The 14,472-nt window shown below is 40.6% G+C and carries 17 protein-coding genes; 2 read left to right on the top strand and 15 right to left on the bottom strand.

Annotated elements, in window-relative coordinates; translation table 11 throughout:
• Positions 1-31: 31 nt before the first annotated feature.
• From RBI_RS06065 to RBI_RS06040, 6 genes are all read right to left on the bottom strand, one after another.
• Positions 32-1,162 carry a D-alanyl-D-alanine carboxypeptidase family protein gene (locus tag RBI_RS06065; RefSeq protein WP_242843685.1) on the bottom strand — a complete coding sequence of 377 codons (1,131 nt, stop codon included), beginning with the start codon at positions 1,160-1,162 and terminating at the stop codon, positions 32-34.
• Positions 1,163-1,240: 78 nt separating this feature from the next.
• Positions 1,241-1,636: a GerW family sporulation protein gene (gene ytfJ, locus RBI_RS06060; protein ID WP_022288406.1), complete on the bottom strand. Its 396-nt coding sequence runs from the start codon at positions 1,634-1,636 to the stop codon at positions 1,241-1,243.
• A 20-nt stretch (positions 1,637-1,656) separates the two neighbouring features.
• Positions 1,657-2,661 carry a hypothetical protein gene (locus RBI_RS06055; RefSeq protein ID WP_038671744.1) on the bottom strand — a complete coding sequence of 335 codons (1,005 nt, stop codon included), beginning with the start codon at positions 2,659-2,661 and terminating at the stop codon, positions 1,657-1,659.
• A gap of 19 nt (positions 2,662-2,680) precedes the next feature.
• Complete coding sequence (gene scpB, locus RBI_RS06050; RefSeq protein ID WP_038671743.1) at positions 2,681-3,244, bottom strand: SMC-Scp complex subunit ScpB; 564 nt, start codon at positions 3,242-3,244, stop codon at positions 2,681-2,683.
• Positions 3,245-3,264: 20 nt separating this feature from the next.
• Positions 3,265-4,467: a segregation and condensation protein A gene (locus RBI_RS14555; protein ID WP_081855974.1), complete on the bottom strand. Its 1,203-nt coding sequence runs from the start codon at positions 4,465-4,467 to the stop codon at positions 3,265-3,267.
• 26 nt (positions 4,468-4,493) lie between these two features.
• Positions 4,494-5,159, bottom strand: a complete 666-nt coding sequence (locus tag RBI_RS06040) for a site-2 protease family protein (protein ID WP_038671741.1) — start codon at positions 5,157-5,159, stop codon at positions 4,494-4,496.
• A gap of 248 nt (positions 5,160-5,407) precedes the next feature.
• Here RBI_RS06040 and rpmB point away from each other — a divergent pair, with 248 nt between their 5' ends.
• Positions 5,408-5,593 carry a 50S ribosomal protein L28 gene (gene rpmB, locus RBI_RS06035; RefSeq protein WP_022288401.1) on the top strand — a complete coding sequence of 62 codons (186 nt, stop codon included), beginning with the start codon at positions 5,408-5,410 and terminating at the stop codon, positions 5,591-5,593.
• 108 nt (positions 5,594-5,701) lie between these two features.
• Here rpmB and RBI_RS06030 read toward each other — a convergent pair whose 3' ends face one another.
• Positions 5,702-7,972 (bottom strand): LTA synthase family protein, encoded by a 2,271-nt coding sequence (locus RBI_RS06030; protein WP_051706529.1) that lies wholly within the window; start codon positions 7,970-7,972, stop codon positions 5,702-5,704.
• A 427-nt stretch (positions 7,973-8,399) separates the two neighbouring features.
• Between RBI_RS06030 and RBI_RS06025 the strand changes: the two genes are divergently transcribed.
• Positions 8,400-9,185: a Cof-type HAD-IIB family hydrolase gene (locus RBI_RS06025; RefSeq protein WP_038671740.1), complete on the top strand. Its 786-nt coding sequence runs from the start codon at positions 8,400-8,402 to the stop codon at positions 9,183-9,185.
• 47 nt (positions 9,186-9,232) lie between these two features.
• Here the strand turns inward: RBI_RS06025 and nspC are convergent, their stop codons facing one another.
• Genes nspC through speB form a run of 8 tightly spaced genes read right to left on the bottom strand, consistent with a single transcriptional unit; the run spans position 9,233 to position 14,466 of the window.
• Complete coding sequence (nspC, locus tag RBI_RS06020; RefSeq protein ID WP_038671738.1) at positions 9,233-10,363, bottom strand: carboxynorspermidine decarboxylase; 1,131 nt, start codon at positions 10,361-10,363, stop codon at positions 9,233-9,235.
• A 16-nt stretch (positions 10,364-10,379) separates the two neighbouring features.
• Positions 10,380-10,664: a hypothetical protein gene (locus RBI_RS06015; RefSeq protein ID WP_038671736.1), complete on the bottom strand. Its 285-nt coding sequence runs from the start codon at positions 10,662-10,664 to the stop codon at positions 10,380-10,382.
• Complete coding sequence (locus RBI_RS06010) at positions 10,665-10,985, bottom strand: YbjQ family protein (protein WP_038673184.1); 321 nt, start codon at positions 10,983-10,985, stop codon at positions 10,665-10,667.
• Positions 10,966-11,196, bottom strand: coding sequence for a hypothetical protein (locus RBI_RS06005; protein WP_022288395.1), 231 nt, complete (start codon positions 11,194-11,196; stop codon positions 10,966-10,968). Before RBI_RS06005 ends, RBI_RS06010 begins: the two co-directional genes overlap by 20 nt.
• Positions 11,197-11,208: 12 nt before the next feature.
• Positions 11,209-11,448: a hypothetical protein gene (locus RBI_RS06000; RefSeq protein WP_038671734.1), complete on the bottom strand. Its 240-nt coding sequence runs from the start codon at positions 11,446-11,448 to the stop codon at positions 11,209-11,211.
• A gap of 14 nt (positions 11,449-11,462) precedes the next feature.
• On the bottom strand, positions 11,463-12,665 hold the full coding sequence (locus tag RBI_RS05995; RefSeq protein ID WP_022288393.1) for a saccharopine dehydrogenase family protein: 1,203 nt from the start codon (positions 12,663-12,665) through the stop codon (positions 11,463-11,465).
• 28 nt (positions 12,666-12,693) lie between these two features.
• Positions 12,694-13,605 carry a YwqG family protein gene (locus tag RBI_RS05990; RefSeq protein ID WP_051706527.1) on the bottom strand — a complete coding sequence of 304 codons (912 nt, stop codon included), beginning with the start codon at positions 13,603-13,605 and terminating at the stop codon, positions 12,694-12,696.
• A gap of 12 nt (positions 13,606-13,617) precedes the next feature.
• Positions 13,618-14,466 (bottom strand): agmatinase, encoded by an 849-nt coding sequence (speB, locus tag RBI_RS05985; protein ID WP_038671732.1) that lies wholly within the window; start codon positions 14,464-14,466, stop codon positions 13,618-13,620.
• Between the last annotated feature and the right edge of the window lie 6 nt (positions 14,467-14,472).

The following is a 14,472-nucleotide window of genomic DNA, read 5'->3' as shown; positions in this document are numbered from 1 at the left end:
TCCTTATTTATGTACGGCTCACATTGAGCCGTTATGCAAACAATTTTTTCAGTTTATCTAGATAATAGTGGAATATATCTGGCTTTTCAGGCTCTGCAAGCATCGCATCTTCCACCGCCGTGATATCCGTTCGGGCTATTTCCACATCATTGTAGTAAAACAATGCCAGCCCTATTTTATCTCCACTTTTCACAGGCGCATAAACAAACCTTGGCAGATATATCTTTGTCTTGACTTTGTAAGCCCTGCCGTTCAAAAGCACAGCACTTGCATGCCCTACCTTACATTTCACACTGTCGCTCACTCCGCCAACAACTGCAACATCAAAACTACTTTTATCCAATGGAAGCTTCTGTTTAGATACAAAATCAAAGCAATAATCATAGAGCTTTGAGTGATCATTCCAATCATCAGGAGCATTCAAGGTAACGCATATAAGCTCTTTATTCTTTCTGTCACAGGCTGAAACAAGACATCTCCTCGCCTTGTCCGTAAACCCCGTTTTTACGCCCACAATACCCTCACAGCTTTTTAAAAGCTTGTTTGAGTTAATTAGCCAGCGGTCATACGGTGGGTTTCCATAGCACAACTCAACCTTTTCAAGGTGACATATAGCCCTGAAATCTTCATTTTTCATTGCTTCCGCTGCAAGCTTTGCCATATCCGCTGCAGTGGAATAATGCTCATCTGTATCATCATCAAGCCCTGACGGCGTTACAAAATGAGTATCATTAAGCTCCAATTGTTCAGCCTTTTTGTTCATAAGCTGAACGAACTTGCCGATACTTCCTGCCACTCTTACCGCAGCAGCATTTGCAGCGTCATTTCCGCTTGGAAGAAGCATACCACAGCATAGATCGCGTAGAGTGACTTTGTCACCATCTTGAAGACCCATGGACGAGCCTTCGACCTTTATAGCTTCGCTGTCTACCACGAACTGCTTGTCAAGATCTTCACCACTTTCAAGCACAAGAAGCACAGACATTATTTTGGTAGTGCTTGCCATCGGACGCCTTTCATAGGCGTTTTTCTCGAACAGCACATCACCTGTTTCACCGTCTATAACTATAGCACTCTTCGCAGATATCTCACTGAGATCGTCAGCACTGACATTCATACAGCAAAAGCACATCATCATGACCGTACAAATAAATACCGTCACGCATTTCAAACAAACCACACCCTTAAAATCAATTTCAAGGATTAGTTTGCTCACTTGTGCTTTTAAAATTCAGTAAAATTATTCCTCGTCTTCGTCCTCGTCGTCAGACTTTTTGCCAAGAAAATCTGTTATCTTATCTATTACCTCAGGTACCATATTTATGATAGCGTTTTCCTTTGTCGCATTCATTGAAAGCTGTAAAAGCTTTGCTTCACCCTTGTAAACAGCGATAAAAGCGATAGGCTGGATAGTTACTCCTCCGCCTGAGCCACCGCCGAACGTTTCCTTTGTGCTTTTTGTTGGCAAGTCGGAGCCACCAGACGCAAAGCCCACTGATATCTTTGAAACTGGGATTATAGTAGTACCATCTGCGGTAACGATAGGCTTGCCCACAACAGTTTCGCAGTCTGCCATTTCACGGACCTTGTCCATTGCAGTTTTAACAAGTCCCTCGATCTTTGTACTTTCGCTCATTTTTCTCAACCTTTCGTATTTCAATTTGTTGCTTTAACTTCATTCTTCTTAGCCGCAAGCTCTTTACTGCGACGCTTGGCAGCACGCTTTTTCTTACGTCTGCCTGAAAGATATATTTTAAGAAAATTAACGCCCGTGCAAAACCCTATTGCTATCAAAGTGCTTGGTCTTACCCTGACTAAGGTATGAACGTCATATCCGAACTTTTTTTCATCAAAAATGCAGTTCACATCAGCTTTTTTAAGCTTTACTGTAAAAACACCCGCAAGTATTGCAATGGTATTGAAAAGCCCTGCCTGCACCTTGCCGTATAGCATAGCCGCCTCGTAAGCGTCCTCTTTTCCAACGTCAAGAACTATCCTTGTGTCTGTAAAGCGTATAGCTTTCAGAAGCTTTTTGAAATATTTCCAGCCCATGGGAATATAAGGCTTCACCTTTTTATACTGCGCTTTCAGCTCATAGAACTTGCTTTTTTTCTTTTCTTTAGATTTGGAAACCGGCTTCTTTTCACCCTTATCCTTTTTATGAAAAAGCTTTCCGGCAAAGCCCTTTTTCTCCTGCTTCACAGTTATTTCCTCGGGTTTGTCCTCTGTACCAGCTTCAACATTGGTATCAGTATCAATATCAGAGATATTTTCCTGCTTATCCTCTACCTCAGACACGCTGACATTTTCATCTGCTTCATTCTTTTCTATTTTTTCAGGCTTAGCTTCAACAATTTGCTCGGACACTTCTCCTGTTTTATCAGTCGTATCATCAGTCCGTGGGATAGGTAAGCTTTCTTCAATATTGTCCTCAAACTCCTCAAAATCCTCAAAACTATCCTCAGGCAGTTCAGCTTTTTTTGATCTTTTCTGTTTTTTCTTCTTAGGCTTTCGTGGATAAATGTCAAAAAACATATACCGCACTTTTAGATCAAAGCCTTTTTTATTCAGATCTATCTGTGCCGTAATGGAAAAATGAAGCAGGATAACAATAACTGCTATAATACCAAGCAGTATCCATAAAACAATTATCGTTATCATCTCCCCTCACGGTCATACTTTATTCTTCCGTATCATTCTCTTTTGTTATCTCGTCAATGGTTATCTGCTCCTGCTTATCAGGGATAGGCGGCAGATCGTCCAGGCTTGACAGCCTGAAACAACGGAGAAAATTGTCCGTCGTCTTGTATGCAATAGGTCTGCCAGGCAGGTCAAGTCTGCCAGCTTCTACAAGCAAACCCTTATCCACGAGAGAATTTACAACTCCCGAGGAGTCAACTCCCCTGACGTGTTCGACAAAGCCTTTTGTTACAGGCTGATTGTATGCGACTATTGTCAGCGCCTCCATTGCCGCAGGGCTAAGAACAGAGTTTTTCTTTATCTCCAAAGCCGCCTTTATGAATGTCGCAAGCTCTTCTTTTGTGGCAAGCTGATATGACCCATTAAGGCTCAGAAGCGTAATTCCGCTTTCAGCCTTGCTGTATTTATCCGCCAAAGAGCCAAGAGCTTCCTCAAGCTGATCTTTGACGATACCAACTGCCTCGCATAGCTTCTCGCTCTCCACAGGCTCTCCGCTTGCAAAAAGCACAGCCTCGACGGCTGCCTGTATATTTGAATGTTCCATAGATTATCCCTTTTCTTATTTTATCCGTAGCACCAGAAATTATTGTCTCCGTCATCGCCCACAGGTGAATATCCCCAATAATATCTTCTTTTTGCCCAGTAATTAGGCTTGAACACTGCGTCAGGGGTGATATCCGCAAGCTGTTCGATCAGCCTTATCTCCTCCATAGTGGCTTCATCAGGCTGTTCGGGCTCAGGCTTTGCCATAACAGGCTCGGTATATAAAACAACACTGTCTATCTTTTCAGATATCTGCTCCATTTCTGCCATGACCTCCTCAGCTGACTTCACAGGAGCATACGCCGCAATGACTTCACCTGATATGCGCTCGGATTTTGCAGATATATACCGCTTTGACTGAGAAGCTTCTTCACGCTCTGCGTCGACATCAGCAACTTCTTCTATCTCGTCTGCAGGCTCATCGTCAAGTATATTTTCTATAGGCTCAGGCTCGGGGACAGCTTCTGTCGTTTCGCTTTCGATAACAACAGGCTTATCGAAGTCGGACTCGACTTTTTCGTTCTTTGAAGCCTTGTTGAAAAAAATCTTTGAGTTATCGTCATTGAGAAATATCCTGCCAGACTTTGTAAGCTCCAATATAGCAAGAAAAGTAGCGACTTTCTCGCTTTTCTCCGTCATGCCGTCATAAAGGTCGCCCATATCGCATTCACCATGCTTATAAAGTCTTTTAAGGACATGGATTATCTTCGACGTGACCGATACTATCTTATGTGAAACTATCGGCTCGAACATCTTCGCTTTCAGCGGAACGCTCTCACGGGCTTTCTTTGATATGCCCATATAAGCGTCATAAAGGCACTGAGGGTCATGCTCACGGGTATAGGTCTTGTTTACAGGAAGCTTTATCGCTGTCCTTATAAAAACAAGGTCACCAACGTAAACTTCACGGAGAGTCTGTGCCGCCTGTTTGCACAGAGAATACTCGATGATCCTGCCTTCAAGCTCTTTTTTAAGCTCTTTTGACTCCTCGTCATGAGGCAGAAGCGAACAGGTCTTTATGTATATAAGGCGTGCCGCCATTTCAAGAAAATCAGCGGCATCCTCATAATCCTCGTGGTCAAGATCATTGATATAGTCCATATACTGTTCAAGGAGCAAAGATATCTCAATATCGTAAATATTCAGTTTGTGCTTGCTGATAAGGTGAAGAAGCAAGTCAAGCGGTCCTTCAAACATATCCAGCTTGAACTGAGCAGCACTCATTTACGTTTTTCCTTTCATGAACAGTTTTATTTCAAAAATATCGCTTTTAGTATAGGGTCAACCCAGAACGTAAGCTTATCCATTATCCAGAACATACCATTTTGCAACCAACCTATAGGCGTATCAAGAACGCCTGTTACAACAAGTATCATAAATGCAATAGCGATATAGTTCTGATACTGCGCCATAAAGCGATCTACCTTACTGCTTGTAAAGTAAGAAAGTATCTTCTGACCGTCAAGCGGCGGGATAGGTATAAGATTGAACACTGCAAGTCCCACGTTTATAGCTGTAAAGTAATATAATATAAGCGACACATAGTAAAGAGCTATAGAATAATGCACTATATAAAGCACATAGAAAAGCTTATAAAGAACTATTCCGATAAGTCCCATTATGATATTTGAAATAGGACCTGCGGCTGCCGTGAGTGCCATGCCCTTCCTATAATTCTTAAACCTGATAGGGTTTACCTGAACAGGTTTACCCCAACCAAAACCTATGAAGAATATGCACAATGCACCAATAGGGTCAAGATGTGCAAGTGGGTTAAGGGAAAGTCTACCCTGATAACGTGGAGTATCATCCCCAAGCTTTGTTGCCGCCCATGCGTGAGCGTACTCATGGATAGGTATACACATGAAAATTACGATGAGCTTTGCACCGTAATCAAGAATTTTCTGCGGATCCATATTTTCATGACCTCCTGTCATTTCAAAACAAAATTACACAAATCACAAGTGTAATTATACACTATTTTCAATGAAATTTCAAGGCATTTTGTCTTTATTTTTAATCGAAAACTATAAATATATACGATTTTACGGAAATTTCAAAAAAAATCTCAAAAAGCTCTTGCAATTTCTTTTCAGTTATGCTATAATATTTAATATTGTGAATAATAGTATTGCATTTTTAAGGGTAAAGGAGGTGCAGCGTAATGGCAAAATGCGAGATCTGCGGTAAGGGCGTTACTTTTGGTATCAAGGTATCACACTCACACAGAAGAACAAACAGAACTTGGAAGCCAAATGTAAAGAGAGTTAAAGCTGTTGTAAACGGCACTCCTTGTCACATTTACGCTTGCTCAAGATGCCTGCGTTCAGGTAAGGTAGAAAGAGCTTAATGCTTGAATATTCCAAAAAAATCGACTAGCTTCGCTAGTCTTTTTTTTATGCTTTTTAAGATACAACAAAAAACCGGAGCCGAGTGTCATACTCTGCTCCGATTTTTATTATGCAGCGTGTCTGCCAAATGTTCTCTTATTCTCAGGCGGTGCAAAAACAGAATTAGCACCTGACGATGAATTGTCACTGTTCATATTGTTGTTACTGAAACCGTGGTCGGTCTTATATATCATATCATAGTAGATTATAGCATTGGAAATGTTAATTCGCTCCTCTGCATAATTAGAATAATTGCTGATATAATCCTCGTCCACAACACCATCGTTTATTCGTGCGTTACAAGAATCCTGACAGTACGTTTCATTCACAGTGGTCTTGAACAGACCCTGATCGTTGTCCATATACACTGGGTTAGGATCATCTTTATATACTTGATTGCATGGCACCGCCGTTGCCACATTTTTGTAATCCGTAAGATCAAAATATGTGTTTTTCTGGCTATCATAGTAAACAGTATCTGTTACAAAATTGCCGTTTGGGAAGATAACAACATTTTCCTCGTTATCAGCAACAGAGAAAATATCATGACCGAGTGCATAGACATTTGAGAAACCAAACATATTTCCAAGTGTTGGCTGAACGTCATACATGCCCATTATCTGCTTGACCTCTGTAGGCTCATAGCCGCCGTCCTTTGACCAGATTATAAAAGGTACTTTTCTGTTGAGGTTATAGTAGAAATCATCAACAGGAACATATCCCTCATCATCTTCTGTAAGCACAGAATCGGTGAAAGGATCATAGTTGAAATATCGGTCATACTCCTCTGCCTTTATTTTTGCGTCATGGTCACCATAAATAACAACTACAGTGTTATCAAGAAGTCCTGCATTGTCAAGTTCTGTCATGAACTGACCGATAGCCTGATCTGCATAGTGAACAGACTTAAAATAAGATCCAAGCTTTGTACCCTCAAGGAACGGTGCAGATTTTTCCTCATACATTCCATCCTCTTCGTTGAACATCTTATACTTGAAATCTACCTCATAGTCGCTCACACGCTCAATGTCAGTAAACGGCGTATGGTTTGTGAGCATAAGGAACGCACCATACCACTTATCATGCTCCTTGTTTATCTTCTCGATCTTTGGCACTGCCTGTCTAAAGAACGATTTGTCTGACAGACCAAGACCAATAGTTTCATCAATGTTAAAATCTTTGTTATAGTTAAAGAAATCATCATAACCAAGGGAATGATGCAGATTAAGTCTGTTCCAGTAAGAGCCGTTGTTGCCGTGCATACTGAAAGTATAATAGCCCTTCTTCTTAAGCATTTTCTGGGTAGTTGTGTAATCTCTGTCCCAATAGTTGATAGCAACTGTACCGCTTGAAGCTGGCATAAGTGAAGAAGCAAAGGTAAACTCGCTATCTGAGCTTGTTCCCACGCTCTCTTGAGCGTAGAAATTTGAGAAATAAAGACCCTCTCTCGCAAGCTTGTTCATATTAGGTGTAAGCTCTTCTCCGTTTATATATGTATCCATACAGAATTGCTGAAAACTTTCAGCGTGGATAACTATAATGTTCTTATCCTTGAAAATATTTGTGTACTTGTTACTCTTTTCGGAAGTTTCTTCAGTCTTTGACTTATCGTCATAGAACTTATTGAAAACCTCCTCGCTCTCCTCGTAACCAAACATCATGTTTATTTTCGCATGAGTGCAGGAAATAACATCGCTGAACTGATATGTGTAAAGACCAAAAGTGCCAAGAACATATTCTCTGTTCCACTGCTTAGCAAGTCTTGAATAATCAGTGCCGGTAAGTGTTGAGCAAAATATTCCTGCAAGACCTATGGAAACACAAAATGTTCCAAGAGCATATCCACGGCGCTTTCTCTTTTCCTTGACCTCGGTGATATAATCTCTTGTACGTCTTTTAAGAAGTATGTACACAACTATGATCACAGGGATATCCCACAGGAAAATAAGATCCTTTGGTTCCATGATGTTCTCAGTAACAGCGTCCATTACTCCGCCGAGCTGTGAAGCCGTTGAAATAAGCGACACTGAGATAAACGACTTATAATTTGTATAGTATATAGAATTTGCCGTACAAAGAATAGAAAAAATTATGGTGAGTATAAGCAAATATACAAATTGCTTTCTTGGCTTTTTAAACACATATGAAATTAGAGCAAGCAACAGTATAACTGCCATATCAGCCATGAGCGGTTTTATCTGGCTGTAATTAAACTTAACAGTAAATGCTCTAAGAAGAAATCCATTCAGAACAGATGCAAATACAAATGTTAGAAACAAGATGTTATCCTTCAGATATCCGCCTATTCCGCTGCGGATCTTTGTTATGACCTTATTCATTTATATCTCCTTTTCAATTTACTTTATTCAGTCGCAAAGAATATTGTATAATTTTTTCTGATAAAAGTCAAGCATATTAAAACCTTTTCAGTGAAATACACAAAACTTTCCTCAAACTAGCCAACTAATTTAAAGGCAATATTCCTTGAACAAAGTATATTTTACTCCCATTGAACCTTAATGTCAACAAATTAAGCTGAAATTTCAGCTATTTTTCACTTTTGTAATAATCGCGTAAAACAATTTACATTTTATGTATGTTCAAAAAATTTAACTGTACAATAATCTCAATGTGCTTTTGTTTATATGGAATAAATATATTAAAATCGACAAAGTTTTTTGTCAAAAATCAAAAATAATTGAAAATAGTATAGAAATACATTATAATATGAATGTCTGAGCATAACAATGATCACGGAGGAAAACAATGATAAAACTTATTGCAACTGACATGGACGGCACTTTGCTTGACGATAACAAGCAGCTTCCCAAAAATTTTGACAACATAGTAAAACGGCTGTTTAATAAAAATATCAGATTTGTTATTTCAAGTGGCAGAAGCTACTGCACGCTAAAAAAACAGTTTTCTGAATATCTTGACGACATGACATTTATTTGCGACAATGGTGCATATGTTGTTGATAAAGGAAAACTTCTTTCGGTTTCAGTGTTGCCAAAGGATACCGTTAAAGAAGCAGTTAGATTTTGCGACAAATTAGGACTTACAGTCCTTCTTTGCGGAAAAAATGGCACATGGCATAACTCAAGAAATGATAGTCAGCACCAAGAAATAGCTTCATACTATGTAAATCAAGTAAAGATGGAGGATCTCACCCTTGTCGACGATGATATTTTCAAGATAGCCGTTTTTGAAGAAAGCGGCATTGAAAATGACGGCTACTGCAAGCTTGAAGAACGCTTCGGCGAAAATTTCAACGTGCAGCTTTCAGGTAAATACTGGACGGATATAATGAATAAGGGCGTAACAAAAGGCACTGCACTGCGAACCATAGAAAACCGCATTGGAGTACGATATGAAGAAACCATGGCTTTCGGCGATTATCTTAACGATGTTGATATGCTCAACAATTCTTACTACAGCTTTGCAATGTCAAATGCTCATGAGTCTATTAAAAAGGTAGCAAATTTCATGACAGGCTCAAACAATGACAACAGCGTTATGAAAGAAATCGAAAAACACTGCCTTGCATAAATAAAACATAAACAAAGCGATCTGACCAAAAATCAGACCGCTTTTTCTTATAATCTCATTTTAAAATCATCATAGCCGAACTCTTTTATAAGCTCCAATTCGCCGTCAAGCTTTTGAAGATATATTGACGGCAAAGGCATTCCGTTGAAAGTGTTGTTTTTACACATGGAATATATAGCCATATCGCAGAAAACAAGCCTGTCACCCTCTTTAAGCGGCTCGTCAAAGGAATAGTCACCGATTATATCTCCTGCAAGACAGGTCGGACCGCCAAGGCGATATGTGTAAGCCTTTTCGTCTGCCTGCCCTGAACCGATGATATTCGGTCGGTAAGGCATTTCCAGAACGTCAGGCATATGACAGGCTGCTGATGCGTCAAGGATAGCAAGATCCATGCCGTTTTTAGCCGTGTCTATCACCTCTGAAACAAGATATCCTGCATTAAGTGCCACAGCTTCACCAGGCTCAAGATAAACCTGAACACCATATTTGTCATGAAGATAATTCACACACTCGATAAGGGTATCTAGGTCATAGTCATCACGGGTTATATGATGTCCACCACCAAGATTTATCCATTTCATATTGTAAAGATACTTGCCGAACTTCTCCTCAATATGTGGTATCGTTCTTTTTAGCACATCAGAGCCTTGCTCACACATAGTATGAAAATGCAGACCATCTATGCCATCGATAAGACTGTCATCAAAATTATCTAAAGTTGTTCCGAGCCTTGAATTCTTGAAGCATGGATTGTAGATATCCGTTTCGATCTCCGAATACTCAGGATTGCACCTTATTCCGCAGGATATCTTCCTGCCGCTTTTTTCAACAATGCCCTTGAATTTCTGCCACTGTTTTGGTGAGTTGAACACGATATGGTCGCATATCTGAACAAGCTCATTCATGTCCTTTTCTGTATATGCAGGAGAATAAACATGAACTTCTCCGTCAAACTCTTCCCTGCCAAGCTTTGCCTCATAAAGACCGCTGGCGGTAGTGCCTTTCAAGTGTTGTGATATCATAGGATATGTGCTATACATGGAAAAAGCTTTCTGTGCCAAAAGTATTTTACAACCCGTTTTCTCCATGACATTATCCAAGATAGTCAGATTTTTTAGAAGCTTTGCTTCGTCAACAACATAACAAGGGGTTTTCACCTTAGAAATATCAAACATTCTTTTCCTCCACAGCTCATCTATATGAACCATCGTTGATAAAGTTTACTGTAATATTTTTGTTTTTCATTCTTGCGTCCATAAAAACACTAAGAACACCCTTGGCAAATTCAAGACTCTCCTCAGGAATATCGTCAAAGTCATGTATCATTACTTCAAGCGGTTCTTCGACTTCACAGAGCTTCTCATAAAGCTTGTCGCCGTTAGCTATAGAATCCATATCATGAGCAAGCGCCTTGCTGACATATGGGTAAAACATATCAGCATTTACCATTTTAACATCGTCTATCATCAATATCATTTACTCGTCCCCCATAAATTTTACTGCTGTTCCGTATGCAATGACCTCAGCCGCGCCTGCCGCAATAGCAGATGAAGCATATCTTATATTAACTACTGCATCAGCACCCAATTGTTCAGCTTCAACCACCATTCTCTTCGTGGCAAGAGCTCTTGCATCATTCATCATCTCATTATAGGCTGTAAGTTCTCCGCCAACAAGATTTTTAAAGCTCTGCATGATATCCTTTCCCACATTTTTGGTCTGGATAGTTGAGCCTTTGACAAGCCCAAGCATTTCAAGCTTTTTGCCAGAAATATAATCAGTATTTACTAAGATCATCATCTTCGCCCTTCTTTATTTCTTTTATACGCTGAATAAGCACCGTTATCGCAACGCCTGACAGCAAGGCAGGAACTACCAGAGCAATTATCTTTGCAAGCATAGGAACACCATTCATATATGCAAAAATAACGCCAATAGCTATATAATAAATAGATATCAAAGCAACTATCACAACTGGTGCTATCATTTTTTTTGTTTTGGTTTTCACTTTTCGTCACCTTTAATCAAAAACCATTTTCTTTTTGCCGTTTTTGTTTCGTGGATACTCTCTTATCCTGATGATATTGGCTGTATTCACGATACTTTCGTTTCTGTCGTCACCCTGAGTAACTCTCACCCAGCCGTCGCCTATCTCTTCAAGGGTGCCGTCGATAACTGACGAGAGCGAACCTCCCTGCGAAACTGTATAAACAAGCACCTCTTGTCCGAGATATCTTGCAAATGCTTCTTCGATCATCATTTTTTGTTATCCTATTAGTCAACAAGAACAGGATCAAAGTTCTCTGTCCAAGGCAGACCCCACTTGTTAAGTGCGTCCATGAATGGATCCGGATCAAACTCCTCTATATTGTGTACGCCCGGCTTTTTCCACTTGCCTGTGAGAATCATCATTGCGCCTATCATTGCAGGCACGCCTGTTGTGTAGGAGATAGCCTGTGAACCGACTTCCTTATAGCACTCCTGATGATCGCATACGTTGTAAACGTAATATGTCTTGTCCTTGCCGTCCTTTTTGCCCTGGAAGATACAACCGATATTTGTCTTACCCTTTGTTCTTGGACCGAGTGAAGCTGGATCAGGAAGAACTGCTTTAAGGAACTGTAGCGGTACTATCTTCTTGCCCTCAAAGTCAATAGGCTCGATAGATGTCATGCCCACGTCCTCAAGGCACTTAAGATGTGTAAGATAGCTTTGACCAAATGTCATAAAGAAACGTATCCTCTTGATACCCTTGATGTTGAGAGCCAGTGATTCAAGCTCTTCGTGGTGAAGAAGATACATATCCTTTTCGCCAACCTGATCGAAGTTATAAACTCTCTTTATCTCCATTGGCTCAGTTTCTACCCACTTGCCGTCCTGAATATAAGAGCCCTTTGCGGAAACTTCTCTTATGTTTATCTCAGGATTGAAGTTCGTTGCGAATGGATAGCCATGGTCGCCGCCGTTGCAGTCAAGGATATCAATATAGTTTATTTCATCAAAATAATGCTTCTGAGCATATGCACAGAAAACACCTGTTACACCTGGGTCAAAGCCAGATCCGAGAAGCGCTGTGATACCAGCCTTTTCAAATCTCTCTCTGTAAGCCCACTGCCACTTATATTCAAACTTTGCAGTGTCCTCAGGCTCATAGTTAGCTGTGTCAACATAGTCTACTTTACACTCAAGACAAGCGTCCATAATGTGAAGATCCTGATAAGGCAGAGCCACGTTGATACAAATATCAGGCTTATATTCTTTCATAAGAGCCACAAGCTCAGGCACGTTGTCTGCGTTCACCTGTGCAGTTGTGATATTTGTCTTTGTCTTATCCTGAAGTTCCTCCTTGAATTTATCGCACTTTGACTTTGTTCTGCTGGCGATACAGATATCAGTAAACACCTCGCTGTTCTGACAGCACTTGTGTATAACAACACCTGCAACTCCGCCTGCACCGATTATCAATGCTCTTGACATATTAGATCATTCCTTTCTAAATTTATTATCAACAGCAATCCCAATTATAAATAACATCATCAAAATCGAGATTTTTAAGCTTTTGTCTGTTTATAAAAAATCCGCAGATACCTGCATCTCCCCACATTATCTTCTCATCGCCATTGCCGAATTCGCTGTCAAGCTGCAAAAGCAAAAAGTCATACTTGGTATCTTCCTTACGAGGGTCCCACTGCGTAAAAGCAGGATAGCCGCCTATCTTATGACCATAAGCGTTCTGATAGTTCTGCTCATAAGCCTCTATCTCATCAGCAGGAGCGATATCCATGTCCATAAGAGAATTTATTTTCTTTTTCGGTTGAGCAGCATTATAGTACTCACAAAACATCTTCTCAAACCTAACGTCAGATTCGCTCATAACATCAGTACTTGAAGTGAATTTCAAGCCAAACTCGCCATTTACAGGCATACTGTACTCTCCGTCAAGTCCGTTTTCCTTGAACTTAGCTTTGACTTCTTCCTCAGTAACGGTATTGTCGATATCCTTGTGATAAACTATTCTGAACGTGTCTTGACAAGTAATATCATCAAAAGACATTCCGTAAACATCATCATTTAATATCCAAAACTGCAAAAGTCCACTTTTAGGAAAATCTTCGATACCAACCACCTGCGAACAATCTAACTGAGCCAGCAGCCTTAACTGCCTGCCCTTTTTGTCCTCTGGGATAGTGCCGTCATGTGGGACATAACCAATTCCGCCGACCTTGCTCTCAAAAATAGAGGGCTTATCACCTGCAAGTTCTAGCCTCACGCAAGGTGTTAACGTCTTTTTCTCAACAGCTTTAAGTGCCTGCTCGGCAACTTTAAGTTCTGTTTCGTGGTCTAAAGTTTTCTCCGCTGATTCATTTTGCACATTGGCGTCAGTATTCTTTTTCTTAAAAATATCAAATAACCCCATGTTTTCCCCCTTTTATTTATAAAAATACAAAAGTATCTCTCTCAGCAGCTTGCAGGCAAGTGCCGTTGAACGTCCTGTCTGATCGTACACAGGGGACAGCTCATTCACATCAAAGCCCACGATATTGAGCTTTGCAACTTCCTCCACTGCGAACATAAGCTCCTTAAAAGTAACTCCGCCTGCCTCTGGAGTACCAGTGCCGGGAAACTCTGAAGGATCAAGCACATCAAGGTCAAGTGTAAAGTAAACAGGCTTTCCCTGAAGTTTTTTAACTATGCTGTCAAGTCTGAAGAAGCCGAACTTTTCCATAAAAGTATGCTCTTTCGCAAACTTGAACTCGTCCCTGTCACCGCTTCTGATGCCAAATTGATATATCTTTCCGTCGCCCACAATATCCCAGCATCTATGAAGCACACAGGCGTGTGACTCTTTCACTCCAAGGTAATCGTCCCTCAGATCGGCATGAGCGTCAAAGTGAATGATATGCAGATCTGGATATTTCTCTGCCACAGCTCTGACCGCACCAAGAGTGACAAGGTGTTCGCCGCCTATCATGCAAGGCACTTTGCCGTCGTCAAGTATTTCAGCAGTGCGGTCATGGATATCTCTAAGTGCTCCCTCAGGATTGCCAAATGGCAGTTCAAGGTCGCCGCTGTCGAACACATTCACGTCAAGAAGGTCCTTATCCTGATATGGTGAATAAGTCTCAATGCCGAAGCTCTCATTGCGCATTGCAGAGCTTGCAAATCTTGTACCCGGCCTGAACGAAGTTGTGCTGTCATATGGTGCGCCGAAAAGGACTATCTTTGAATCATCATATTCACAGTCACAGCCTATAAAGGTATGAACATTCTTTTCCATACTTCT

The organism is Ruminococcus bicirculans (ex Wegman et al. 2014) (genome assembly GCF_000723465.1).
In the GTDB taxonomy this organism is placed as follows: domain Bacteria; phylum Bacillota; class Clostridia; order Oscillospirales; family Ruminococcaceae; genus Hominimerdicola; species Hominimerdicola aceti.
The sequence above is the reverse complement of the archived record's forward strand: the minus strand, read 5'-3'. Positions and strand labels throughout refer to the sequence as shown.

Bases quoted from the DNA above. Each gene is read 5' to 3' on its own strand.
- RBI_RS06025 (WP_038671740.1), top strand. From the start codon at position 8,400: ATGATAAAACTTATTGCAACTGACATGGACGGCACTTTGCTTGACGAT.
- RBI_RS06030 (WP_051706529.1), bottom strand. From the start codon at position 7,972: ATGAATAAGGTCATAACAAAGATCCGCAGCGGAATAGGCGGATATCTG.
- RBI_RS06015 (WP_038671736.1), bottom strand. From the start codon at position 10,664: ATGATATTGATGATAGACGATGTTAAAATGGTAAATGCTGATATGTTT.
- rpmB (WP_022288401.1), top strand. From the start codon at position 5,408: ATGGCAAAATGCGAGATCTGCGGTAAGGGCGTTACTTTTGGTATCAAG.
- scpB (WP_038671743.1), bottom strand. From the start codon at position 3,244: ATGGAACATTCAAATATACAGGCAGCCGTCGAGGCTGTGCTTTTTGCA.
- speB (WP_038671732.1), bottom strand. From the start codon at position 14,466: ATGGAAAAGAATGTTCATACCTTTATAGGCTGTGACTGTGAATATGAT.
- RBI_RS06010 (WP_038673184.1), bottom strand. From the start codon at position 10,985: ATGATCTTAGTAAATACTGATTATATTTCTGGCAAAAAGCTTGAAATG.
- RBI_RS06055 (WP_038671744.1), bottom strand. From the start codon at position 2,661: ATGATAACGATAATTGTTTTATGGATACTGCTTGGTATTATAGCAGTT.
- RBI_RS06040 (WP_038671741.1), bottom strand. From the start codon at position 5,159: ATGGATCCGCAGAAAATTCTTGATTACGGTGCAAAGCTCATCGTAATT.
- RBI_RS14555 (WP_081855974.1), bottom strand. From the start codon at position 4,467: ATGAGTGCTGCTCAGTTCAAGCTGGATATGTTTGAAGGACCGCTTGAC.
- RBI_RS05990 (WP_051706527.1), bottom strand. From the start codon at position 13,605: ATGGGGTTATTTGATATTTTTAAGAAAAAGAATACTGACGCCAATGTG.
- RBI_RS05995 (WP_022288393.1), bottom strand. From the start codon at position 12,665: ATGTCAAGAGCATTGATAATCGGTGCAGGCGGAGTTGCAGGTGTTGTT.
- RBI_RS06000 (WP_038671734.1), bottom strand. From the start codon at position 11,448: ATGATGATCGAAGAAGCATTTGCAAGATATCTCGGACAAGAGGTGCTT.
- nspC (WP_038671738.1), bottom strand. From the start codon at position 10,363: ATGTTTGATATTTCTAAGGTGAAAACCCCTTGTTATGTTGTTGACGAA.
- ytfJ (WP_022288406.1), bottom strand. From the start codon at position 1,636: ATGAGCGAAAGTACAAAGATCGAGGGACTTGTTAAAACTGCAATGGAC.